Source organism: Klebsiella sp. YJ (assembly GCF_002108615.1).
Classification (GTDB): domain Bacteria; phylum Pseudomonadota; class Gammaproteobacteria; order Enterobacterales; family Enterobacteriaceae; genus Klebsiella; species Klebsiella planticola.
Genome location: NZ_MTEG01000025.1, coordinates 65,113 through 87,545, shown reverse-complemented (window position 1 = coordinate 87,545; position 22,433 = coordinate 65,113). Strand labels below are relative to the sequence as shown.

At 53.8% G+C, this 22,433-nt stretch carries 21 protein-coding genes and 4 pseudogenes; 9 read left to right on the top strand and 16 right to left on the bottom strand.

The features are described from left to right. Positions 1 to 85: 85 nt before the first annotated feature. Positions 86 to 1,084 carry a phage shock protein operon transcriptional activator gene (gene pspF / locus BV390_RS23020; RefSeq protein ID WP_164887143.1) on the top strand — a complete coding sequence of 333 codons (999 nt, stop codon included), beginning with the start codon at positions 86 to 88 and terminating at the stop codon, positions 1,082 to 1,084. Here pspF and BV390_RS23015 read toward each other — a convergent pair. After that, complete coding sequence (locus tag BV390_RS23015; RefSeq protein ID WP_032695892.1) at positions 1,075 to 2,466, bottom strand: MFS transporter; 1,392 nt, start codon at positions 2,464 to 2,466, stop codon at positions 1,075 to 1,077. The genes pspF and BV390_RS23015 overlap by 10 nt on opposite strands. 26 nt (positions 2,467 to 2,492) lie before the next feature. Then, a complete protein-coding gene (locus BV390_RS23010) occupies positions 2,493 to 3,662 on the bottom strand; it encodes a M20 aminoacylase family protein (protein ID WP_032700157.1) in 1,170 nt (389 codons plus the stop codon). A gap of 172 nt (positions 3,663 to 3,834) precedes the next feature. Between BV390_RS23010 and BV390_RS23005 the strand changes: the two genes are divergently transcribed. Continuing rightward, positions 3,835 to 6,141: a helix-turn-helix domain-containing protein gene (locus BV390_RS23005; RefSeq protein WP_032700158.1), complete on the top strand. Its 2,307-nt coding sequence runs from the start codon at positions 3,835 to 3,837 to the stop codon at positions 6,139 to 6,141. Here BV390_RS23005 and BV390_RS23000 read toward each other — a convergent pair. After that, entirely contained in the window at positions 6,122 to 6,985 is an 864-nt protein-coding gene (locus tag BV390_RS23000; protein ID WP_032688077.1) for a helix-turn-helix transcriptional regulator, read from the bottom strand. The two genes, BV390_RS23005 and BV390_RS23000, sit on opposite strands and share 20 nt — an antisense overlap. 97 nt (positions 6,986 to 7,082) lie before the next feature. On the opposite strand from BV390_RS23000, the gene BV390_RS22995 reads away from it, so the two are divergent. From BV390_RS22995 to BV390_RS22970, 6 genes are all read left to right on the top strand, one after another. Next, positions 7,083 to 7,973 (top strand): SDR family oxidoreductase, encoded by an 891-nt coding sequence (locus BV390_RS22995; RefSeq protein WP_032695888.1) that lies wholly within the window; start codon positions 7,083 to 7,085, stop codon positions 7,971 to 7,973. Between the two features lie 159 nt (positions 7,974 to 8,132). After that, the gene (locus tag BV390_RS22990) at positions 8,133 to 8,447 is read left to right on the top strand and encodes a PTS sugar transporter subunit IIB (RefSeq protein WP_032695995.1); all 315 of its coding nucleotides are present in this window, start codon (positions 8,133 to 8,135) and stop codon (positions 8,445 to 8,447) included. A 172-nt stretch (positions 8,448 to 8,619) separates the two neighbouring features. Then, the gene (locus BV390_RS22985) at positions 8,620 to 8,904 is read left to right on the top strand and encodes a hypothetical protein (RefSeq protein ID WP_032688090.1); all 285 of its coding nucleotides are present in this window, start codon (positions 8,620 to 8,622) and stop codon (positions 8,902 to 8,904) included. Between the two features lie 399 nt (positions 8,905 to 9,303). Next, positions 9,304 to 10,947 carry an ABC transporter substrate-binding protein SapA gene (sapA, locus tag BV390_RS22980; RefSeq protein WP_032700159.1) on the top strand — a complete coding sequence of 548 codons (1,644 nt, stop codon included), beginning with the start codon at positions 9,304 to 9,306 and terminating at the stop codon, positions 10,945 to 10,947. After that, the gene (gene sapB, locus BV390_RS22975; RefSeq protein ID WP_004861121.1) at positions 10,944 to 11,909 is read left to right on the top strand and encodes a putrescine export ABC transporter permease SapB; all 966 of its coding nucleotides are present in this window, start codon (positions 10,944 to 10,946) and stop codon (positions 11,907 to 11,909) included. Before sapA ends, sapB begins: the two co-directional genes overlap by 4 nt. A 209-nt stretch (positions 11,910 to 12,118) precedes the next feature. Continuing rightward, positions 12,119 to 12,796 carry an SOS response-associated peptidase gene (locus BV390_RS22970; RefSeq protein WP_085397407.1) on the top strand — a complete coding sequence of 226 codons (678 nt, stop codon included), beginning with the start codon at positions 12,119 to 12,121 and terminating at the stop codon, positions 12,794 to 12,796. 49 nt (positions 12,797 to 12,845) lie between these two features. Here the strand turns inward: BV390_RS22970 and BV390_RS22965 are convergent, their stop codons facing one another. Next, positions 12,846 to 13,463, bottom strand: a complete 618-nt coding sequence (locus BV390_RS22965; protein WP_085397406.1) for a LysE family translocator — start codon at positions 13,461 to 13,463, stop codon at positions 12,846 to 12,848. Positions 13,464 to 13,529: 66 nt separating this feature from the next. Here BV390_RS22965 and BV390_RS22960 point away from each other — a divergent pair, with 66 nt between their 5' ends. Beyond that, positions 13,530 to 14,459, top strand: coding sequence for a LysR family transcriptional regulator (locus tag BV390_RS22960; RefSeq protein ID WP_085397405.1), 930 nt, complete (start codon positions 13,530 to 13,532; stop codon positions 14,457 to 14,459). Positions 14,460 to 14,518: 59 nt separating this feature from the next. On the opposite strand, the gene BV390_RS22955 is transcribed toward BV390_RS22960, so the two are convergent. The 12 genes and pseudogenes from BV390_RS22955 to BV390_RS22900 form a co-directional block, all read right to left on the bottom strand. After that, entirely contained in the window at positions 14,519 to 15,784 is a 1,266-nt protein-coding gene (locus tag BV390_RS22955) for a Y-family DNA polymerase (protein ID WP_085397404.1), read from the bottom strand. Continuing rightward, entirely contained in the window at positions 15,784 to 16,074 is a 291-nt protein-coding gene (locus BV390_RS22950; protein WP_085397403.1) for a hypothetical protein, read from the bottom strand. Before BV390_RS22950 ends, BV390_RS22955 begins: the two co-directional genes overlap by 1 nt. Positions 16,075 to 16,333: 259 nt before the next feature. Beyond that, positions 16,334 to 16,702: pseudogene (locus tag BV390_RS22945) on the bottom strand (recombinase family protein); the annotation flags it as partial. Next, positions 16,653 to 16,868, bottom strand: a pseudogene (locus BV390_RS22940) (DUF1367 family protein); the annotation flags it as partial. The pseudogenes BV390_RS22945 and BV390_RS22940, both read right to left, overlap by 50 nt. A gap of 35 nt (positions 16,869 to 16,903) precedes the next feature. Continuing rightward, positions 16,904 to 17,152 (bottom strand): hypothetical protein, encoded by a 249-nt coding sequence (locus tag BV390_RS22935; RefSeq protein ID WP_085397401.1) that lies wholly within the window; start codon positions 17,150 to 17,152, stop codon positions 16,904 to 16,906. A gap of 108 nt (positions 17,153 to 17,260) precedes the next feature. Then, positions 17,261 to 17,383: pseudogene (locus BV390_RS22930) on the bottom strand (DinI-like family protein); the annotation flags it as partial. A gap of 53 nt (positions 17,384 to 17,436) precedes the next feature. Beyond that, positions 17,437 to 17,703 (bottom strand): colicin immunity domain-containing protein, encoded by a 267-nt coding sequence (locus BV390_RS22925; protein WP_085397400.1) that lies wholly within the window; start codon positions 17,701 to 17,703, stop codon positions 17,437 to 17,439. Next, a complete protein-coding gene (locus BV390_RS22920) occupies positions 17,700 to 19,598 on the bottom strand; it encodes an S-type pyocin domain-containing protein (protein WP_139156009.1) in 1,899 nt (632 codons plus the stop codon). Before BV390_RS22920 ends, BV390_RS22925 begins: the two co-directional genes overlap by 4 nt. Before the next feature lie 5 nt (positions 19,599 to 19,603). Further along, on the bottom strand, positions 19,604 to 20,752 hold the full coding sequence (locus BV390_RS22915) for a tail fiber domain-containing protein (RefSeq protein ID WP_085397399.1): 1,149 nt from the start codon (positions 20,750 to 20,752) through the stop codon (positions 19,604 to 19,606). A 154-nt stretch (positions 20,753 to 20,906) separates the two neighbouring features. Continuing rightward, positions 20,907 to 21,164, bottom strand: a pseudogene (locus BV390_RS22910) (DNA polymerase III subunit theta). Continuing rightward, on the bottom strand, positions 21,161 to 21,409 hold the full coding sequence (locus tag BV390_RS22905; RefSeq protein ID WP_085397398.1) for a hypothetical protein: 249 nt from the start codon (positions 21,407 to 21,409) through the stop codon (positions 21,161 to 21,163). The pseudogene BV390_RS22910 and the gene BV390_RS22905 overlap by 4 nt, the downstream one beginning before the upstream one ends. A 117-nt stretch (positions 21,410 to 21,526) precedes the next feature. Continuing rightward, entirely contained in the window at positions 21,527 to 22,423 is an 897-nt protein-coding gene (locus tag BV390_RS22900) for a transcription initiation factor IIE subunit alpha family protein (RefSeq protein ID WP_227517246.1), read from the bottom strand. Positions 22,424 to 22,433: the final 10 nt, after the last annotated feature.

Below are 22,433 nucleotides of genomic sequence, written 5' to 3'. Positions count from 1 at the left end.
AACTTTTTATCTTATTGATTTTAAAAGGAGTGGTTGTTATCTGCACAACGGGTTGCTACAGTAGCCTGGTGAATCACACGAATAAATGGCGAATTTCATCATGGCGGAATACAAGGACAACCTGCTCGGCGAAGCGAACAGCTTTCTCGAGGTGCTGGAACAAGTGTCGCGGCTGGCGCCACTGGACAAACCGGTGCTGGTTATTGGTGAACGCGGTACTGGTAAAGAGCTTATCGCCAACCGCCTGCACTTTCTCTCTTCGCGCTGGCAGGGACCGTTCATCTCCCTCAACTGCGCGGCGCTGAATGAAAATCTGCTGGATAGCGAACTGTTTGGCCATGAAGCCGGCGCCTTTACCGGTGCCAGCAAGCGTCATCCGGGGCGCTTTGAGCGCGCCGACGGTGGAACCCTGTTTCTGGATGAACTGGCGACAGCGCCGATGCTGGTCCAGGAAAAGCTGCTGCGGGTGATTGAATATGGCGAACTGGAGCGCGTGGGCGGCAGTCAGCCGCTGCAGGTTAACGTGCGTCTGGTTTGCGCGACCAACGCCGATCTGCCGCAGAGGGTTGAGGACGGCCATTTCCGCGCCGACCTCCTCGACCGCCTCGCCTTCGATGTGGTGCAACTGCCGCCGCTACGCGACAGACAGAGCGACATTATGCTGCTGGCGAATCAGTTCGCTATCCAGATGTGTCGCGAACTGGGGCTGCCGCTGTTTCCCGGCTTCAGCGACCGCGCCCGCGAAACGCTGCTCGGCTACCGCTGGCCGGGGAATATTCGCGAGCTGAAAAACGTGGTGGAGCGCTCGGTGTATCGCCACGGGACCAGCGACAGCGAACTGGATAACATCATCATTAATCCTTTCCATCAACATCAGCCGCTTCAGTCGCCCGCCGCCGACGTTGCCGCGCATCCCACCGGGCCAACGCTGCCTGTGGATCTGCGGGCCTTTCAGCAGGAACAAGAAAAAAACCTGCTGCAGACGAGCCTGCAGCAGGCGAAGTACAATCAGAAACAGGCGGCGGCGCTGCTCGGGTTAACCTACCACCAGCTGCGGGCGCTGCTCAAAAAACATCAGCTGTGAGAGCTATGCGGCAGCATCAGGGCGCTGACCACCGTTGCTCCCAGGCACATCGCCGCGTTAAACCACAGCGCATACTGCGCGGCGCTGGCCATACCGAGCGGTAAAAACAGCGCAAAAAGTGACGCTGTCACCGCAATGCCCATCGCCCCGCCGAGCGAGCTGCCCATTTTGTAAATCCCCGAGGCGACGCCCACTTTGTTTTCCGGCGCGTTCACTACCGCCGTATCGGTAGACGGTGTCGCATAGCACCCCAGCCCGAGGCCAAACAGCACGTTGCTGAGAAAGACGGTGACGATATAGAGCGACTTATCGAGAAAGGTGCAGGAGATAAGCACAATCGCCACCGCGGTTAACAGCGGCCCGGTCATCATAGGCAGCCTGGCGCCGTAGCGCTGCAGCAGCTTTTCCCCCACGCGGATCATCGCCAGAACGGTCACCAGATAGCCCAGAGTCATGCCGCCGGTCTCCAGCGGGGTCATATTGTGCCCTTTTTGCAGCCAGATACTGGTGATCATCATCGTGCCAATCGCGCCGTTAAGCAGAAAGTTAGACAGCACGGCGGCGCTGTAGGCCCGGTTGCGAAACAGCGCAAAATCAATCAGCGCGGCATCCCCTTTGCGCAGGCCGCTGCGGATGAAAAACCCTGCCGCCAGCAGCGAACCGGCAAACATCGTCAGCGACAGGCCGCTGCTCCAGCCCCAGCCGTGCCCTTTGCTGATAAACAGATTCAACAGTACCAGCGAGGCGATCAGGCTCAACAGACCGCTGATATCCAGTTTTTGCTGCTGCGCGCCGGCGCTACGGCTTTCCGGCGTGCCGCGCAGCAGCATCAGCGCCACCAGCGCGACGGCAATGGAAAAGACGAAGATCCAGCGCCAGCCGAGACCGGTAGCGATGGCGCCGCCGACGAATGAACACAGCCCGCTACCGCCCCATGAACCGATAACCCAGAAGCTTACTGCGCGCTGGCGGGCCTTGCCTTCATACCAGGTTTTGATCAATGCCAGGGTAGCGGGCATGATGCAGGCCGCCGACAGCCCCTGTAAAACCCGCCCGGCGAGAAACAGCCATGGTCCCTGGGCCACGATCAGCAGCGCACTACCGGCAATACTCAATCCTAAGCCGATATGGGTCATGCGCATCCGGCCAAATTTATCCGCCAGCCCGCCGCTGGCGACAACAAAGCAACCGCTGAAAAGTGCGCTGAGGCTGACGGCGAGCGTCAGCGTCTCAAGGGAAATATCCAGACTGCTTTTCATGGCCGGCACGACGTTGATGACCGACTGGGCAAACAGCCAGAAGGTCAGCACGCTCAGCACGATGCCCGCCAGCAGACGATCGGTGCCGACAAACGGGGTGTCGGTCAGAGATACGGAGCTCATAATAGGGTCCTCCCGGTCGCGGGTCGTTAGCGCAGATAATGTTCCGTCAGGCCGCACCACAGCGCCGCGCCCTTGAGCAGGATCTCGTCGTTAAAATCATATCCGGGATTATGCACCATGCAGCGATCGGCTTCGTCTCCGGCGCCGATAGTGAAATAACACCCGTTCGGATTATGTTCGAGCATAAAGGCAAAATCTTCGCTGCCCATAAACGGTTTCACCTCCCCGACCTGCGCTGCGCCAAACAGCGATGTCGCCACCTCGCGCACCATCTGATTCGCGGCGGGATCGTTTTTCAGCACCGGGCTGCCGTTGACGTGGGTTAAGGTGGCCGTGGCGTTAAAGCTTTCCGCCTGGGCAACGGCAATATCGTGGATGCGCTGCAGGACCGTTTCACGTACCTGCTCGTTAAGAGTACGGACCGTCAGCTTCATCAGTACCTTATCGTTGATAATGTTTGGCGCATGTCCCGCCTGAATACTGCCGACGGTCACCACCGCCGGTTCAAATGGCGTGATATTACGCGAAACGATGGATTGCAGCGCCAGCGTGATGTGACAGGCAACCAGCGTGGCGTCAACGGTATGCTCCGGTACCGCCCCGTGCCCGCCTACCCCCTTGACCTCAATATGCAGGGTATCGGAGGAGGCCATCATCGCGCCGTCGCGCAGACCAATTTTACCGACCGCCTGCCCCGGCATATTGTGCAGACCAAAGATCCGGTCGCAGGGGAATTTGTCGAACAGGCCGTCTTCCACCATGACCCGCCCACCGTACAGCAGCTCTTCGGCGGGCTGAAAAATCAGCTGTAGCGTGCCATTAAACTGCCGGGTGCGCGCCAGATACTCGGCGGCGTAGAGAAGCGTGGTGGTGTGCCCGTCATGGCCGCAGCCGTGAAAACGGCCATCGACCTGACTGGCCCAGGCTTTACCGCTCGCCTCCTGCATCGGCAGCGCGTCCATGTCGGCGCGCAGACCAAGGCGACGCTGGCCGCTGCCGACGGTTAATGTCCCGACCACGCCGGTTCCCGCCAGACCACGATGCACCTCATAGCCCCATTCGGCCAGCAGGCGTGCGACTTCATCGCTGGTTTGATGTTCTTCGAAGCCGAGCTCCGGCTGTTGATGGAAACGGCGACGCAGGGCGATAAACTGCGCTTCATTAACCTGTAATGCCTCAATAAGTGGATGTGTCATTTTTGTTATTCCTTCATTGGGTTTGCGCGACACTTTCGAGTTTATGCGGTTAAAAAGCCCACGATGCGCTGTTTTTTGTTTTATATTGACGGATTATTCATGAGTGCTTTTCATACAAATCGGTTATGACAAAAAATAACCTGTTATTTTTTGTCTTTGCGGGGGCGTTACGGTGGAACACCATTCAGGCGATTTTAGCGTCGTGGTTCGCGATGTTCGTCAGTACAGTCAACAGGATAGCGATGCCTTAACGTTGCTGTGGGTGCTGGAAGGCCGCGTCGGGCTGCATGACGGCGAACTCCGCCAGCAGTTGGATACTGACGACCTGGCGATAGTGAACCGTCATCAGCGCTGGAGCCTGACCGCATCCGCCGCCAATGCGGTGATGCTGCTGACCCTGCCTTACGGCTGGCTGACGCGTCTTGACGGTGATTTTTTCGCCGTCGACTACCAGGTCGCGGACGCAACCCGCGATGCCGATGATAACCTGCGCCATCTGATGCGCCAGCTGTTGGTCATTGAACTGGTAAATCACCAGTCCCGCTACCGCCTGGAAGCCAATCGCTGGCTCAGTGAAATTGCCCTGCTGCTGGCCACTCGCTATACCCGGCCCGTCATCGCCAGGACACAGCGCGGGGCGGAGAAGTGGAGCCGCCGCATTGCCCGGGTGGTGGCGCGGATCGAGGCCAACTATCAGCAGCGGCTTTCGCTACACGATGTCGCCGCAGCGGAATTTGTCTCCGAAGCCTGGCTATCAAGACTGTTTCGCAAGGAGGTCGGCGTAAGCTTTGTGCAGTACATTACCGCACTGCGTCTCAACAAGGCGGCCGAACAGCTCCTCACCACCCGCAAGTCGGTGCAGCAGATTGCCCAGGAGCAAGGGTTCGCCAGCACCCGCATCATGAGCGACCTGTTTAAACGACTGCATGAACTGACGCCGCGTCAGTTTCGCCAACAGCATCCGCAGAGCCACCCGGAATCCACCCGCTCACGCATCGGTCAGGCCGATATCTGGCAGCCGGTCGCCGTGGAGCGCCTCTATGCCCGGCTGAGTGAGCCGGAGAAAAACGGCTGGGATAATCCTCCGCCGCGGCTGAATCCGCAGCAGACCCGCCAGATTGATCTGCGTCAGCTGCCGGGCCGGGCCGCGCCATTACGCCATACCCGAATCGTGGTCACCGTACGCGAGCTGGATGATTTATTACGTGAAGATGTCCGCCGCGAGCTGGAGCGGCTGCACGATACCCTGCCAGTCTATGCGATTGATATTAATGACCCGTTTCTCAGCAGCAGACTGTTCGCCACCGGTTGGGATGACCCGCAGATGGCAGGCTATGCCTGCTGGTACCAGCTGCAGCAAATTTTCAGCTGGCTGGCCAATATGGGCTGGGGGTTGATTTTGCATACCGGGCTGACCACCCGCTGCGATCTGCTACAGCGTTTTTTACGCCTCGCGGCCAATCATTTCCCCCCGGCGACGCTCGCCAGCTGGCGATTTGTCTGGCACTGGTCACCCCAGGCCAGCGAAGAGGCGCGCCAGCACGCCTGGCAGCAGCAGCGCGATACGCTGCGGGCGATACTGCCGCAGCCGCAGCTGGGGATCTGGCATCGCTTCCCGGAGAGCGCCATTGGCGAAGACGCACTGCTCCGTTCGCCGCTGTTGAGCGAAGCCAGCTTTCTCGCCTGTCAGGCTGATGCAAACGAACTGCTGGATCTGGCCCAGCTCGATAGCAGCAGACTGGCCGCCAGCGAAAACTACCCGGTACATAAACTGCGCCAGATCCACAGCGCCCTGCGCCAGCGCCAGCTGTCGCTTCCCGTCTGGCTACTCTCCTGGAATACATTGACCGGCAACACCCGCGACACCAACGGCCGTTTCTTTCGCGGCGCGCTGTTGATGGATAATCTGCTGGGGCTGGCGGATCAAGTATGGCTGGCCGGGTTCTGGCTCAACTCAGGCCTGCAGGGCGAAGCGCGGGCGAACGGTAAGCTGGATACCTCGAGCCTGGCGCTGCACTATCTGCACGGCCTCCCGCGCCCGGTTTACTGGGTGCTGTGGCTCTGGCGACGGCTGCGTGGTGAGGTGCTGGTGAATGACAAAAACCTGCTGCTGTTACGCCACGGGGAACACTATCAGCTGCTGTTACGTAATACGGTGGTGTTCAACCCCTGGCTCTCCAGCGAAGAGGCTTTTATCCAACGCTTCAGTCAGCCCTATAGCGTGCAGCTATCGGGGCTGGAGGGCCGCTGGCGGGTTAAACAACATCTTTTCGATCGCCATCACGGGGCGTTATTCCCGCTTTTTGACGCCTTTCGTAGCCAGAGCGGGCCGGACGAAGAGGATTATCACTGGATAATGCACAAAGCCCGCCCGGCGCTGAGCGTCTCAGAGGAGCGGCCAGAAAACGGCTGGCATGTCGTAGACTCGCTGGAGAGCAACGCCCTGGTTCTCTACGAATTTACCCCGATAAGTGACTAACCTCGCCACCATCAGATGACGGCTTGCCCTGTTTGACCCAGGCATCGATTTTCACCCGGCTCGCCTCGCTAGCCGGGTTAAACACCATCATGTTGAGGTCCGGGCGACCGTCAACGGTAAAGGTGGAAAACTCCAGCTCAATCATACCAAGCTGCGGATGATGCATGCGCTTAAAGCCTTCGCCCTGCCCGGCCACATCATTGCTACGCCAGAAGGCGTCAAATTCCGGGCTCTGACGACTGAGCTCGGCAATGAGTCGTTCGTTTTCCGTCGATGCTCCTGCCCGGGCAACATCAGCACGAAAGGCGCTGACGATAAGGCGGGCTACGGATGACCAGTCTTCCAGCGCGCTGCGCGCAGTGTGATTGGTAAACAGACGCCGGAGAATATTGCGTTCGGCGGGCGGTAGCCGACCGTAGTCGGTCAGGACGCGGGCGGCGGCATCATTCCACGCAATCACGTCCCAGGCGACGGTTTTAACGATTGCCGGAACGGGGAGCGCATCCAGCACCCGCTGTAAACGCGGGGTAATGTCGTCGGAGACAATCAGCCGGGTTTCCGGCGGATGACCAAATGCCAGAATAAACAGGTGTTCACGCTCCGGCGTAGTCAGTCTCAGGCCACCGGCAATACGGCCCAGCACTTCGCGGGATGGCGCTCCGCCGCGCCCCTGCTCCAGCCAGGTGTACCAGGTGGGGCTGATATTGGCCAACTGAGCAACCTCTTCGCGCCGGAGCCCAGGCGTGCGCCGACGGCCTGGCGTAAAGCCAAATGTTGCCGGATCGAGCCGTAAACGCCGCGCCCGCAGAAATTCACCCAATGCATACGTTGAAGAGTCGCTCATGCTCAGCCTGTTAGTCTTTATACCCTGATAATGTCTCTACTTTTATCGTATCGCGTTAAGACTACCATAGCCTGGATACTCATTCTGGAGGCAGGTTATGCGAATTTTTCTCACCGGCGCGACCGGATTTATCGGCTCGCGTATTCTCAACGAACTGCTGGCCGCCGGACACCAGGTCACCGGCCTGGCGCGTTCAGAGGCCAGCGCCCTCGCGCTGCAGACGGCAGGCGCAGACGTGCAGTACGGAACACTGGAAGAGCCGCGCTCGCTGCTGGAAGCGGTCACCCGCTGCGATGCGGTGATCCACACCGCTTTCGATCATGATTTCAGCCGCTTTGTGGAAAACTGCGAAAAAGACCAGCGCATTATTCTCGCCATCGGCGCGGCGTTGCAGGGGAGCCGGCGGCCGCTCATCATCACTTCCGGTACCGCCATGGGTGACATCGGTAACGGACTACCCGCCAGTGAAATGCACTTCAATCCCGCGCACCCGAACCCTCGCGCCGCCTCAGAGCGTGCGGGAAACCGGCTGCTGGATGCCGGGGTGGATGTCCGGGTGGTGCGACTGCCGCAGGTGCATGACACCACCCGCCAGGGCTTATTGACCTATTACATCGCGCATGCGGCAGAAAAAGGGGTCGTGGCCGTAGTCGGCGACGGGAATAACTGCTGGTCGGCCGCACACATCAGCGATGTTACCGCGCTGTACCTGCGGGTGCTGGAGCAAGGTCTGGCCGGCAGGCGCTATCATGCCGTTGCTGAAGAGGCCATCCCCTCTCTGCGCATCGCCGAGGTGGTGGCGGAGAAATTGCACCTGCCGCTGCAGTCCCTGAGCGCCGATCGCGCGGCGGCCCACTTTGGCTGGTTTGCCGCCTTTGCCGGAATGGATTTACGCGCCACGTCCGTCTGGACCCGCCAGCAGCTGAACTGGCAGCCCACCGGTCCGGGCCTGCTGGACGATCTGCGTCACCTGAATCACGACAAGTGACAACGTCACTAAAACGATGGCCGTATGCTCAGCTCGCCTGGCCCGGCCGCCCTTTTATCTCGCGCCCGGATATATTTGTCAGACAAAATTGATGGGCCACGCATTTTCTCCGCCGGGAGCGGAATAAGGTAGTTGCGGTACTCCATCGAGGATAAAACCGTGAAAAAATTACTGATATGTTGCCTGTCTGGCGAGACAGCGAACATCTTAGCGAAGAAAATGCAAAAAATAGCGGATGCGCAGGGTCTGAATCTGTTAATTAGCGCCGTAGGCCTGGAGAATGTATTTAGCGTTGCCCCGGCCTATGACGCCGTTTTAGTGGCGCCGCATGTTCAATATAAACGGGATGAAATCGCTAACGTGCTGCAAGACAAGCAGGAGATTGCGGTTATTGAAAGCCTGCCCTACGCCGCATTCAACGGCGACAGCGTGCTTAAATTTGCGCTGGTCAATCTGTCCCAATCGCTCACCTGACTGAGCATGAAACTATGCGGGCAGGTCGCAGATGGCCGGCCCGCATTATCCCGCCTCGCCGGCATTGCATGACAACCGGCGCGCCCGCCCCGAGTTAATTATTTGTAACTGGTAAGATGTGCCAATGTGAATTATAGTCTGCGCATCATCGTTCAATGGACTGAAAACGCACATGATTCCGGTTAATATTCATACTCTTAGTCGCTATGCGGCCCATGTCAGCTTGACCCACACGATGAAAAACCATCGGTCGCCCGCCCTCTCCGTAATGATGATCTTCTCCGATTTATGTATCCGTTCAACCCTGGACTCCTACAGTGAACAGGGCTGGGAAATTAGCGAGAAGCGCAGCGGGCTGGTTCTGCGCAGCTTTGTCGCCACCCATCGCGGTGGGACGGCGATCGAAATCACGCCGAAGGATTATATCGGTCGATATAACCGCTTGCTTCCGCTGTAAGCGCCGGTGAATTAACAGCTAACTGGAGAAAGTGGCAATAAAAAGATACCATGTTTCATTATCCGCCATACACCGCATGAATATGCTGAGAAGCGCCTAAAAGAGCACCATACCCTCAGGTTTTTGATGAATATCAATCCATAGTCCCCTTTGCAGCATCACGATCGGCGCGACCCGTGCTCTCGTACGCTTTGTCCGTTTATTCAGGGAGATGGAGGATAAAAACGCCTGGTGGTTTTACGAGGTATACTCGAAGTAGCGGTGTGGTATGCATTCGAACCTGCGGAACAGCACAACGGCGCAGCCGTCGTGATATTGTCCCTGTGAGCGTTGAAGGTGATGGAATATGTCATTCAATATTAATAAGATAGAGCACCGCTCTATCATCATAAAAACATTATGCGCCTGAAAATATCTTCTCTCCTGGCGGTAGCGTCGCTGCTGTGCGGGCAGGCTCTTGCCGCGCCCACGTTGCCCGCGAATGCCGATATTCGCGATAGCGGCTTTGTTTACTGCGTCAGCGGGCAGGTTAATACCTTTAACCCGCAAAAAGTCAGCAGCGGTCTGATTGTCGACACCTTAGCCGCCCAGCTGTACGATCGCCTGCTGGATGTCGATCCTTATACCTACCGTCTGGTCCCTGAGCTGGCCGAAAGCTGGGAAGTATTGGATAACGGCGCGACGTACCGCTTCCATCTGCGTAGCCACGTCCCTTTCCAGTCGACATCGTGGTTTAAACCCACCCGCGCCTTTAACGCCGACGATGTGATTTTCACCTTCAGTCGTATTTTTAACCGCGACGATCCGTGGCACAGCGTCAACGGCAGCAGCTTCCCTTATTTCGACAGCTTACAGTTTGCCGACAGCGTTGAAAGCGTGCGCAAGCTGGACAACCAAACCGTCGAATTTCGCCTGAAGCGCCCGGATGCCTCATTCCTCTGGCACCTGGCGACCCACTATGCGTCGGTCATGTCTGCAGAATACGGCGCGCAGTTGATCAAAGCCGATCGTCCGGAACAGCTTGACCGTCAACCGGTTGGTACCGGTCCGTTCCAGCTTGAAGAGTACCGCGCCGGGCAGTACGTGCGCCTGCAGCGCCATCCGGACTACTGGCGTGGCAAACCGCTGATGCCGCAGGTGGTCGTCGACCTCGGTTCCGGCGGCACCGGCCGCTTGTCGAAACTGCTCACCGGGGAGTGCGACGTTCTGGCCTGGCCTGCCGCCAGCCAGTTGACCATTTTACGCGACGATCCCCGTCTGCGTCTGACCCTACGCCCGGGAATGAATATCGCCTGGCTGGCGTTCAATACCGCCCGACCGCCGCTGGATAAACCGGAAGTTCGCCATGCGCTGGCGCTGGCTATCAACAACCAACGCCTGATGCAGTCTATTTATTACGGTACGGCGGAAACCGCCGCGTCAATGTTGCCGCGCGCCTCGTGGGCCTACGATAACGACGCTAAAATTACCGAATACAACCCGAAAGAAGCTCGCGAGCGGCTCAAAGCGCTGGGGCTGGAAAAGCTGACGCTCAAGCTCTGGGTGCCCACCAGCTCGCAGGCCTGGAACCCCAGCCCGCTCAAAACCGCCGAGCTGATTCAGGCGGACATGGCGCAAATTGGCGTGAAGGTCATTATTGTGCCGGTCGAAGGCCGTTTCCAGGAGGCCAGACTGATGGACATGAACCACGATCTGACGCTCTCCGGCTGGGCCACGGACAGCAACGACCCGGATAGTTTTTTCCGACCGCTGCTGAGCTGTGCGGCCATTGCCTCACAGACCAACTTCGCCCACTGGTGCAATCGCGAATTTGACGAGGTGTTGCAAAAGGCCCTGCGCTCGCAGCAGCTGGCGTCGCGCATTGAAGCCTATAAAGAGGCACAGCATATCCTGGCCCGCGACCTGCCGGTGCTGCCGCTGGCTTCATCGCTGCGTCTGCAGGCCTACCGCTATGATATGAAAGGTCTGATACTGAGTCCGTTTGGCAACGCCTCCTTTGCGGGCGTCTCGCGGGAGAAAAAAGAGGAGGTGAAAAAACCATGATTATTTTTACCCTGCGCCGCCTGCTGCTGCTGCTGGTCACCCTCTTTTTCCTGACCTTCGTCGGCTTCAGCCTGAGCTACTTTACGCCCCACGCCCCGCTGCAGGGCGCCTCGCTGTGGAACGCCTGGCAGTTCTGGTTCAGCGGACTGTTGCACTGGGACTTCGGTGTCTCCAGCATTAACGGCCAGCTGATTTCTGAACAGCTGAAAGAGGTTTTTCCGGCCACCATGGAGCTGTGTATCCTCGCATTTGGCTTCGCGCTGCTGGTGGGTATCCCCGTCGGTATGCTGGCGGGGATAATGCGCAACAAGTGGCCCGATACGCTGATCAGCGCCCTCGCGCTGCTCGGCTTCTCGATTCCCGTGTTCTGGCTGGCGCTGCTGCTGACGCTCTTTTTCTCTCTGACCCTCGGCTGGTTCCCGGTCTCCGGGCGCTTCGACCTGCTGTACGAGGTGAAAACGGTGACCGGTTTTGCGCTGATTGACGCCTGGCTGTCTGACTCGCCGTGGCGCCATGAGATGATCGTCAGCGCCGTACGCCATATGGTGCTGCCGGTGCTGACGCTGGCGGTCGCCCCCACCACCGAAGTGATCCGCCTGATGCGCATCAGCACCAGCGAAGTGTATGACACCAACTACGTGAAGGCGGCGGCCACCCGCGGCGTGTCGCGGCGGACGATTTTACACCGCCACGTTCTGCACAACGCTCTGCCGCCGGTGATCCCACGTCTTGGGCTTCAGTTTTCCACCATGCTGACCCTGGCGATGATCACTGAAATGGTCTTCAGTTGGCCGGGGCTCGGTCGCTGGTTGATAAATGCGATTCGCCAGCAGGATTACGCCGCCATTTCGGCCGGCGTCATGGTCATTGGCGCCCTGGTGATTACCGTCAACGTGATATCAGATATTCTGGGTGCGATGGCTAACCCGCTGAAACATAAGGAATGGTATGCCCTAAGATAGCACCTATGAGCAACATAAATAAATCACCATAAATCAGATCGTTAACAACAAATCATTTAAGTTTTAAGTGATTTTAGCACACAAATCTGTACACATTATTTTTTCCGTTCGCTCCGGCCATCCATTTTTTTGTTACGGGTTGCCGGAGCTACCTACTCTCCCCATCAGCCACATCTTCTATACTTTCAGTCAGAAAACTGGAGGTTGATATGTGCGGACGTTTTGCTCAATCACAAACCCGAGAAGAATACCTGGCTTATCTTGTCGAAGAAGCTGATCGTAATATTGCCTATGATCCCGCGCCTATCGGACGTTACAACGTTGCCCCTGGCACCCGCGTATTACTGCTCAGCGAGCGAGACGAACAATTGCACCTCGACCCAGTTCACTGGGGTTATGCCCCGGGGTGGTGGGATAAACCACCGCTGATTAATGCTCGGGTTGAGACTGCGGCGACAAGCAGGATGTTCAAGCACCTCTGGCAACACGGCCGAGCTATCTGTTTCGCTCACGGTTGGTTTGAATGGAAAAAGGAAGGCGACAAGAAGCAACCCTACTTCATCCACCGCAAAGACAGAAAGCCCATCTTCATGGCGGCGATCGGCAGTGTTCCTTTTGAACGCGGAGACGAAGCTGAAGGATGTTTGATTGTGACCGCCTCAGCTGATCAAGGCCTCGTAGATATTCACGACCGCCGGCCGCTGGTCCTGATGCCGGAAGCAGCGCGAGAATGGATGAGGCAGGATGTTGGAAGTAAGGAAGCCACCGAGATTGCTGCCGATGGCTCAGTGTCAGCAGACCATTTTACTTGGCACCCTGTATCTCGTTCGGTGGGTAACGTTAAAAATCAGGGGGCGGAATTGATTGAGGCTATCAAAATCCTATAGCTTTGATAAAGTCTGGAGTGTGCTGTGAGTTCAATGGGTCGATGCAACGCTAACGTGATCGACTGGCTACAGCAAGCAGTGTACCAAATATGACCAGTAAGCCGCCGAAAGATCTATCTATCCAGTGCCTGATTGCAATCAACCGACTACGTATCGGGCCTGCAGAAAAGCAAAGCGCCACCAGGCCAAACCAGAAAATATGCATTAATGAGATGAAAATTCCGTAGTAAATCTGGGTCATCAGCGGCGTTTCAGGTTTTATCACCTGCATAAATAGGCTGACAATAAAGATCAAAGTTTTAGGGTTTAGTACATTTGTCAGAAAACCGGTTCGAAAAGCAGCCAGGTCAGACATGGAGGGTGCACTATGGTCGGATACAACATCTTCTCGCTTTGTGCGAAGCATCTTGATACCCAAATAAATCAGGTAAATCGCCCCGGCAAACCTAATGGCATTGAACATCCATAAAGATTGCTGCAGAAGCACACCCAAACCAATCAATGTATAAGAAACATGAATAATGATGCCGGTCCCTATACCAAAAGCCGTCAGCAGACCTGCACGGCGCGACAATATCAGGCTGTTACGCGAAACCATCGCGAAGTCAGGGCCCGGACTGATAACAGCCAGTATAGTAATAGTGATAACAGCTAACAATTCGGTCATAATCATATCCACTGAGATTTAATAATCAGACCTGATTTTAAAGTTAAATAATCAACTGGAATAACGATGTTTTCTGACAAAGATAGTGAGTCTGACTCACCATTATTTTCTCCCCGCTTACCATCATTGCTTGCGTTACGCAGCTTTGAAGCTGCGGCACGCCTGGAGAACTTCAGTCATGCAGCCGCTGAGTTACATCTCACGCACGGTGCGGTCAGTCGGGCTGTTCGTCTGCTCGAGGACGAACTGGGTGTACCTCTCTTTGAGCGACGCAGTCGTCGGGTATTCCTGACTGATGACGGGCACACACTTTCGCGAGCGGTACGCGAGGGACTGGGTACTATTCAAAAGGCAGTTAATGACCTGCAGTCCCTCGCACGTCTGCAACATCGCCTTGTGCTTTCATGTGAACCAACTTTACTGATGCGGTGGCTGATACCGCGCTGGCCGGCCTTCCAGGCACAATATACCGGAACAGAGATACATTTGGCGGCGGGAGGGGGGACATTCTCATTTACAAGTGGTGTGGATCTGGCTATCCGTCGGGACGACTTTGCCTGGCCACAAAACTATTATTCCGCTCCATTGTTTACAGAAAAAGTGGGGCCTGTATGCCGTATTGATAAAGTTTCACAATGGTTTGTTAGCACAGCAGATACCATTCAGCTGTCTTCTGACGCAGAACATCTGCAGACGCGCACACGTCCCAAAGCCTGGCAGGAATGGGCAAGTGCGGCAGGGATCGCAATGACTCATAATGATGGCCAGGTATTTGATCACTTTTATTTCAGCCTGCAGGCTGCGGTTGCTGGCCTTGGTGTGGCAATCGGCTCCTGGTATCAGGTCTGCGATGACCTTAATAATGGAGTGCTGGCCGCACCGCTGGGGTTTGTTGAAGATGGGTCACGCTATTACCTGCTGTCACCTCTGCCCTTCGAACAAGGTAGTCCACAGACAAGGTTACTGACCTGGCTCCGCTCCCTCGACGAGCCTTAACTCTCCGGTTCAGTTCTTCGCTCACAGCGGACACTAATAGCAGCACAACCACTACTGAATCACTTGACTTTAAGCAGGTCACAGAACCTCGTCGTATAGCGAGGTGATAGCATTTCTCTCTTCATCTGCCATCCTGCCTGTATTCCCTGCCCTGCAAAATACAACGCCCCTCTTCCGCTTTTCTCATTGAGATGATCCAGCATTTTCATCAGCTTCTCGCTATTCTGCCGCGGGGCGTTGTCGTCGAACAGGTTCAACTGTGCCACGCCCTGGCTGTAAAAGTCGCCGAGCATCACGCCTGCTTTTTGATACCGGTAGCCGTCTTTCCAGACAGCATCAAGACATCTGGTGGCGGCAGCTATAATGTCCCGGCTGTCCTGAGTTGGGGTCAACAGCTTTACCGATGCGCTGTTGCCGTAATACGGTTCGTTCAACGCAAACGGGCTCGTTTTGACGAATGCGGAGATAAAGCGGCAATACTGGTGCTCACCACGGAGTTTCTCTGCTGCGCGCGAGGCATAGCTGCATATTGCCTGCCTCATCTCATGGTATTCTGTAATGCGGCTGCCGAATGAGCGGCTACAGACGATTTCCTGTTTTACCGGAGCAAACTCCTCCAGACCGAGACAGGGCTCCCCGCGCAGCTCTCGCACAGTTCGCTCCAGCACCACATTAAAATGCTTCCGGATAAAACGGATATCGGTGTCTGCCAGCTGCAATACGGTCTTGATACCCAGGGTATCCAACTTTTTGCTGATGCGGCGCCCGACGCCCCAGACCTCATCAACCGGCAGTGCAGCCATTAACTTACGCTGCTTCTCGATGTTGGAAAGGTCCACCACCCCGCCAGTCTGCCGCTGCCACTTCTTCGCCGCGTGATTTGCCAGCTTCGCCAGGGTTTTGGTCTGGGCTATACCCACCCCAACTGTCAGATGCGTGCGCTGCAGAACCGTCTCACGAATTTCGCGGCCAAAATCGGTAAGGTTACGACAGTTTCGCACACCGGTCAGATCGCAAAAAGCCTCATCAATGCTGTAAATTTCGCACCGTGGGGATAGTTCCTCTAGCGTTGTCATAACCCGGTTCGACATATCCGCATAAAGTTCGTAGTTACTGCTGAAACAGATCACACCATGCCTGCGGAACTGATCCTTCTGCTTAAAATACGGCTCCCCCATTTTAACGAACGGCTTTGCTTCAGCAGAGCGCGCTATCACGCAGCCATCATTGTTGCTTAGGACAACCACCGGCCGCCCCTTAAGAGCAGGACGAAACATCGTCTCACAAGATGCATAGAATGAATTAACATCAACCAGGGCAAACATCACATCACCGGACAGTCGTCAAAGCCAGGTTTGCTGATGATGTGTGTAACCACGCCGATCAGCTCCACGTCTGCGAGCGCATCACCTTCAATCGACTCCCCGTCTTCAGTAATAAGGACACCGCTGAGGAAGCGGGCGAACTGCCGGCATCCACAAAACGAAACGAGCAAAACCGCAGTAGCGATGGGTACTGATGCGCGTTCAACAACAGCAATTCCGCGCTGAGTATCAATAAATGTCGCGTGCTGACTTATACCAGTAGCTGCATAAATTGGTTCAGAATGGAGCATATTGACCTCCGATAAAACAACTATTTATATATACAGTTTTTTTATCAATGCTCCCGGTCAATATTGGTTACAGCTATCAATTTTCGCCGCTGCCGTAATATATTGATGTATTGAGTCAGGTAAGTCCTAAAGTGATTTCTGCCCTGAACTGATTGATGGTTTTGCCAGCAGCGCGAGGATAATATTTCCTGACTATGGTCTGCCACTATAGTACTTGCTCACCTGCGAGCTCTTGCATACGGTTCGCAGGTGAGCATCCTTATCCCGCAGGGAAATACTTGTAAATGGTCTTCACTCCTACCCCGATCACGTCGGCCACCTGTTGACGGGTTGCGCCGTTCTCCAGCATCCGGCGGCAACGTTCCACTACCTCTTCAGTCATTACTCTCCGTCGACCACCGATGCGCCCCTGTTCGCGCGCGGCAGCTAATCCAGCGCGTGTTCGCTCCACTATCAATTCTCGTTCCATCTCCGCAAGGGCGCTCATTACGTGAAAAAAGAAGCGGCCAGCAGGTGTTGAAGTGTCGATCGAGTCTGTGAGGCTTTTAAAATTGATACCCCGCGCCTGCAGCTCCGATAGACGATATCGCCCCGCCGGTAGGTTCCCAGTAATCAAATCCGAGATTGAGTAAAACAAAGTAGCGACGATGAAATGCCGGATTGCGGACAAGCTTATAGTCAGCTTCCAGGACGGCGCCGAGCCTGCATTTTGTTTGCAGGAAATCGCTGGTCTCCTGCGTGGCAGGGATCAGGATGCCTTGGGACTGTTTTATTAAGTGTAATTGTTGCGCCATGGTTTCTCTCCGTGGCGCAGTAGGTTAACGGTTGTTCAGGCCGTTGATTTCATATTATCAGAAGGCGGCAAAACTCGGTAGCCGAGTCGTTCAGCAAACTTCATAAATCCGTTTAGAGTAAAAATTTCTTCATCGGGCAATAATGGACGCATTGAAATTATGCCATTAGCCCTGTAAATAAGATGCCTTCCTTCGGCCGGGAAGCTACAAATAATGGCACCATCCGATCTCCTGACAACATCGTACCAGACATGATCATCAGGAACTTCAATACTATCACTCACACTATCCCCCTGAGCGACATTCAGACGCAAAATATAAGTCTGGTAGCAACCTCAAAGGGAAACGCGTATGCGATACTTTGGGAGATGCCCACTACCAGTAAGAGCTAATCAGTAAAACCAATCGTCAGCACTTTCCCACGATTCCTGCAGGAACTCTTCTATGGTTTCTTTGTCGCCATCTATACCACCAGAAACACTGAGCCCATTAGCCCCTGCCCGGCGAAGCGTTAAAGTAGTGCCCCCCCCCCCCCTTGACCGGAGTCAAGGGGGGAGTTGCAACTCAATCAAAGAAGCTTAAATTTTTCGAGGGTGGCTCTGACCTCATTCCTCAATCCAGCTTCATCCAGTTCATAGCTTTCCCTGTCTGATTCAGGATTATAGCAATCTGCAATAATAAACAACTCTCCTCCACAATGATTTATATCTTTATTTGGCTCTTCAACCCCATATAACTCCCTTCTTGCCAAAACTATATTACTGACAAAGTCATCCGCAGTGATTTTTTTATTTAAAAAATCCCTCCCCAACTCAATTAGTTTTATTTTACTCATAGAACCCCCGTATCAAGATATATTTTACAATTCTCTTCTGTCGGGTCAATTTTCCACCCAGATAAAAAGTCACCGTTAGCTCTAATAATCACCGCACGCATTGTTTTGGGATTAAAGTAAACTTTTGCCCCCTTATCTCTTCGGTACGTGCCCTTTTCGACAGTATCTTTATCAGCCAGGTGCGCTTCAATAGCATCCCTGAATTTAGTCAACGTTTCACTGTTTATCTTCGTATCGCTGATACCAAAATCAATGGCGTGTTTGTACTTCTTCTGGAGCTGCCTACGCGTAAATTTGCCTAAGTCCAGGGGGTCACTCAGCATCACATAAATCGGTTCCACTCCCGTCCCGGTCGCATCGGGCTGCCAGTAGATAAAATCCTGTATCTCCCGCTGATCTTCTACTGGGTATGTCGTAGTGACAATACTGTCAGCTTGTCTGATATCGGTACCCGTATGTGCTGGGGTCTTTGGTACCGGCCCCGTGTTGCCAGTATTAGCCGGTACTGTTGGACCACTAGGCACAGGGTTAATCAGAATTGTGCGAGAAGGAGCTCCTGCTACTGCCGGTATGGTAATACGGTCAAGTCCAGTCGCTTCATCACGGACTGCATTTAGCACCGGAACAGTTGCTGATATTCCACCTACACCGGTTTTGACCATACGTACTGACTGACGTCCATCATCATCAGTGGTAATGAAGCTACGTACAGGAAGATTAACGCTGGTCATACCCGGTTCAATGCTAACCTTCCCCGCCGCCATCAATTTGGCCTGCACCGCCAGCATTTCAATATCCCGCCCCGGAACTCGATCACTACCCATCCCCACGGGAAGTGGTGTAAATCCAGCAACAAATGCTCCAACCATCGCTCCAACCGGACTAACCACAGCAATATCCGCTACCGCGACAGCCCCTCGCCACAAAGCACTAGCCATCCATCCCGCGAGATCGCTCGCGGTAGTCATGACGCCGCCAGAAGCCGATGTTAGCTGCAGAGCAGCAGGAGCACGGTTTAGGACCATTGCCCCAGCTTTGGCTAGTGCAGCACTCCCCGCTGCGGCCTTTTCAGGGGTATATGTGGGTGTTGGTAAAATACCAACTTTCTTAAATAGGGCCTGACGAGCCTCCTCGACCTTCCTGGCCTCTTCTGCTTTTCTGGCGGCCTCAGCCTGGCGGGCGGCCTCAGCAACATCAGCCTGAATCTCCTTACTTTTACGATATGCCTCCGTTAACGAAGGGACCTCAACATCTGTATCCTTGTACACGGTACGGTCATCACCTTTTCCCCCGCCATTGATGGTATAAGGAAGACTGACACGAGTCATCACCTTGTCGTGATCCAGCCAAAATCCGGCTGGAATTTCGCCCTGCAACGTGGACAGATACACATTCGGCGACACTTTATTTTCTGCAACAATGGTTCCGTTGTTGGTACTTCCGCCAGTCCCTCCACTTACCGGGGGGGTTTTACCCAGCACATGTCCGGTTTCAATACTTCCTCCCGTATACATCACCCCATCATTACCATGCAGAGTTATTATGTTTTTCAGGCCCAGTCCTGCTGCCTGATCCGCCGATAAGCCGTCAAGTTCAATCTTTAAGGTACCACTCGCTGTCAATTCAAAGATAGAGAGGTGGACACCTGGATTTATTGCCTTTGCCCCTTTAATTATTTCAGCCAGTTTATTTTTTACCGCCGGATCATTCACTACCGCTTCAATCTGTCTCTGAGCTGCCGTATTTTCGGTTGATGAACCTCCGCTATTTCCTCCACCGGTACCATTTGCTCCACCGCCGGGAGTTGAATTATCAGGTCTTTCGTTAAGGTTATCGCCCGTACCGCCAACAGCTTCGCCAGCGATATCTCCTGGCCCATTTAGGTTAGTTGTCATTTTTATTATTTCCCAGAAATACTTTGATTTGTGGAAATAAAATTCTCCAGCGCAGTTACTTTATCTTCTAATTGAAGTCTCAACTCACGCTCTTCCTTAAGTGCCTCAACTAACAAGGCCACTACACCGTTGATGTTAACCGCACGGGCATCGTCAAGAACACTGCCGTCATTGAGTGTCAGGGAGGTCTGAGTTACTGATTGAGGTAGTACGGTCTCAACTTCCTGCGCAATCACCCCGGCTTCCGGCACACCCTGTTTGAGGTAGGTGTAACCGCCGATGCTGTCGAGTTTGTTCAGCGCATTGCCGATTTTTTCGATATCTGTTTTCATGCGGACATCGGAGCTGCTGCTCCAGGCCCCGTTGGTATAGGCATGTCCGTCGTTACGGAATTCATACCAGCCCTGTGCCCCGCCGTTGGCCACATGCAGCCCCAGAAAGTGGTGCTGGCCGATGCGTTCATAATGATAAAAATCTGCGGATAAATCGCTGATGCCCTGAAACCAGATGCCGTTGGTTTTCCGGTCCTTATTGCTGTTCGTGTTGTAAACACCGGCGGCTTTAATCCATCCGTCAGTATTGCGTTTTGTCAGCTGACCGACCGTCAGCTCGGCATTCGGTTTCAGCTGAAGTTCGTTCCAGTTTCCCCTCATGTCCTGGTAGGAAATTATCCCGTAGTCCTCCTGACCGGTTACAATTCTGGAGCCCATCAGCATCTTCGTGGTGATTTTGCCGGTGGTAAAATCTGTATGGATATCCGGTGCCCGGTAGGTCTGACCGTTGATAAGCGAGTCAGGGCCGGTGGCCTGTGCGGTGATACCGGCATTATGGGAAATGAAAGCGCCACCGGAGACATCCACTCCGTTACGAAGTGATACCCGACCAGTTTTGAGGTTAAAGGACAATGGACGAAGAGTATTCCATTGCCCATCTTGTGCCTGCCCATCAGGTGTTGTGAGGGCGTAAAAATCAGTGCCGTCATTGCGCAAAATGACACCTGTTCTGCCGTTTGCAAGCCTGAATCCGTTCGCTGATTTTGAAACAACCTCCCCGTCACTCACGACACGTTGACGCAGCGTGGTCAGGGCCTTCATTTCTGATATATCCTCGTTAACTCCGTTTGAGACCTGGGCATTACTTTTTTGATCAGCCATTTACGTTTTTCCTTGTCGATTGCAGAAATAAAACACTGTACATACATACAGTACATCGACGTTTGGCTTTTATCAACGCCTTGACAGCACAAAACGTTAATTTTTGATTAGCATCATAAATAAAAACCCGCCGTAGCGGGTTGATTTATCGGGATTAATTTTTTTGGTTTTGCTCTGCCATCTCGATGTAACGCGGGTCAGAAGCACGCGGGAGTTGTTCGCTCTGCAGTCGGTAAAAATTCAACCTTTCCCAAAAATACTCGCGAAGATGCTCGGGTTGTTCTCTTGCCACTTACTCCGCAACCACAGGCATGTTCATGCGTTCTTTGTACGCAACGCCGGACGCGGCCAGGTCAACGTTAACCTTGTCCTATTCGTCTTTTGATTTGTCTGCAATGCTCCACTTGCTCATAGTGAATTTTTGGCCTTTGCATAAAAATTTGAGGATATGTCGTATAGTTTCAAAGCTAACCTATCTCCTCTGAGCTCAAAATCAGATGCAAACGTTTTTATCAGAGAACTGAGCTCTTCATCATCGACACCTTCATTTATAACAATTAACGAATACCTTGCCCACTCGTACTCCAGACTGTTATCCATTAAATCATCAGCAACCCGGCCAATCTGTTTCGCTATCATCGAATAAACTTCAAACACGATGCAACCTCACTCTTTTATGATTTTGGGCCACACATTAGCATGGCCCACTATTGCTTGGTTTGCGTTAAATCACTGTGGGATTGCTTTGCGTTCTTCGGGGGTTTAGGCAGCATCCTAACAAGGATCATTAGCGGCTTTAGGGCGGGTTTCGATATAAATACCTACCTGACAATTACTCATACTACAACCGAACCATCTCTGCCAATGAATACCATCCATGCATATTTCAAGAGTTTGATCATTCCCTCTGAATCTAACCCCCTCAAACAACATGTCCAGTCGCTCCACAATAATACCACGCGGAGGATTTAATTTTAAAACAAGGACTATGTTACCTGGCCCACTACGTATTGTTATCCTAGGACCAATACACTCAACATCCCAATTTCCAGTATTGACAGACCATTCATTATCTTTAATAACGAGGGCATCTCTTCCAATGGAGTCACAAAATACCCCTGAAAGCAGCATTGGTGAACTAACTTCTTGAGGTGGACGAACAGATAGTAAAGAACGTCCATTAACCATAATCAAATGAGCACAATCATAAAAAGTGACCCCCGCAAATACGACTTCAATCGGATCACTATGGAAGTCAAACATTTCATTAGCGTGCCCATTCATAATACAAACTGGATTTTGGTTAGCCAGGGCTACAGTCTCTCGAGACAACCTTCCCCGTGCGCGATTTTGGTTGCATCTAGGGCACAATAAAGTCATTCCATCAGGATTATGATCTGTGGCATCGACAAAATCAGGAGCAAAATGCTCATAATCATAAAAGCCTACGCCACATATTACGCAACCGAAACCACATCTCTGCCTGACTTCTCTTTTGACAGCTTCAGGAATCGTTCTCGACAACCCATGATCATTAGTATTCGCCATTCCTACGCTCCTCACATAAACCTCTTTAACTATAATCGAAGCATATAAGGATAAATACCTCCCTGTATTTTGATAAGAAAAGTATTTTTTATCTATCACCTTGATTTTAATGATGATGTACAATTACCTCATC

Bases quoted from the DNA above. Each gene is read 5' to 3' on its own strand.
- pspF (WP_164887143.1), top strand. From the start codon at position 86: ATGGCGAATTTCATCATGGCGGAATACAAGGACAACCTGCTCGGCGAA.
- BV390_RS23015 (WP_032695892.1), bottom strand. From the start codon at position 2,466: ATGAGCTCCGTATCTCTGACCGACACCCCGTTTGTCGGCACCGATCGT.
- BV390_RS23010 (WP_032700157.1), bottom strand. From the start codon at position 3,662: ATGACACATCCACTTATTGAGGCATTACAGGTTAATGAAGCGCAGTTT.
- BV390_RS23000 (WP_032688077.1), bottom strand. From the start codon at position 6,985: ATGAGCGACTCTTCAACGTATGCATTGGGTGAATTTCTGCGGGCGCGG.
- BV390_RS22995 (WP_032695888.1), top strand. From the start codon at position 7,083: ATGCGAATTTTTCTCACCGGCGCGACCGGATTTATCGGCTCGCGTATT.
- BV390_RS22985 (WP_032688090.1), top strand. From the start codon at position 8,620: ATGATTCCGGTTAATATTCATACTCTTAGTCGCTATGCGGCCCATGTC.
- sapA (WP_032700159.1), top strand. From the start codon at position 9,304: ATGCGCCTGAAAATATCTTCTCTCCTGGCGGTAGCGTCGCTGCTGTGC.
- sapB (WP_004861121.1), top strand. From the start codon at position 10,944: ATGATTATTTTTACCCTGCGCCGCCTGCTGCTGCTGCTGGTCACCCTC.
- BV390_RS22970 (WP_085397407.1), top strand. From the start codon at position 12,119: ATGTGCGGACGTTTTGCTCAATCACAAACCCGAGAAGAATACCTGGCT.
- BV390_RS22965 (WP_085397406.1), bottom strand. From the start codon at position 13,463: ATGACCGAATTGTTAGCTGTTATCACTATTACTATACTGGCTGTTATC.
- BV390_RS22960 (WP_085397405.1), top strand. From the start codon at position 13,530: ATGTTTTCTGACAAAGATAGTGAGTCTGACTCACCATTATTTTCTCCC.
- BV390_RS22955 (WP_085397404.1), bottom strand. From the start codon at position 15,784: ATGTTTGCCCTGGTTGATGTTAATTCATTCTATGCATCTTGTGAGACG.
- BV390_RS22950 (WP_085397403.1), bottom strand. From the start codon at position 16,074: ATGCTCCATTCTGAACCAATTTATGCAGCTACTGGTATAAGTCAGCAC.
- BV390_RS22925 (WP_085397400.1), bottom strand. From the start codon at position 17,703: ATGAGTAAAATAAAACTAATTGAGTTGGGGAGGGATTTTTTAAATAAA.
- BV390_RS22920 (WP_139156009.1), bottom strand. From the start codon at position 19,598: ATGACAACTAACCTAAATGGGCCAGGAGATATCGCTGGCGAAGCTGTT.
- BV390_RS22915 (WP_085397399.1), bottom strand. From the start codon at position 20,752: ATGGCTGATCAAAAAAGTAATGCCCAGGTCTCAAACGGAGTTAACGAG.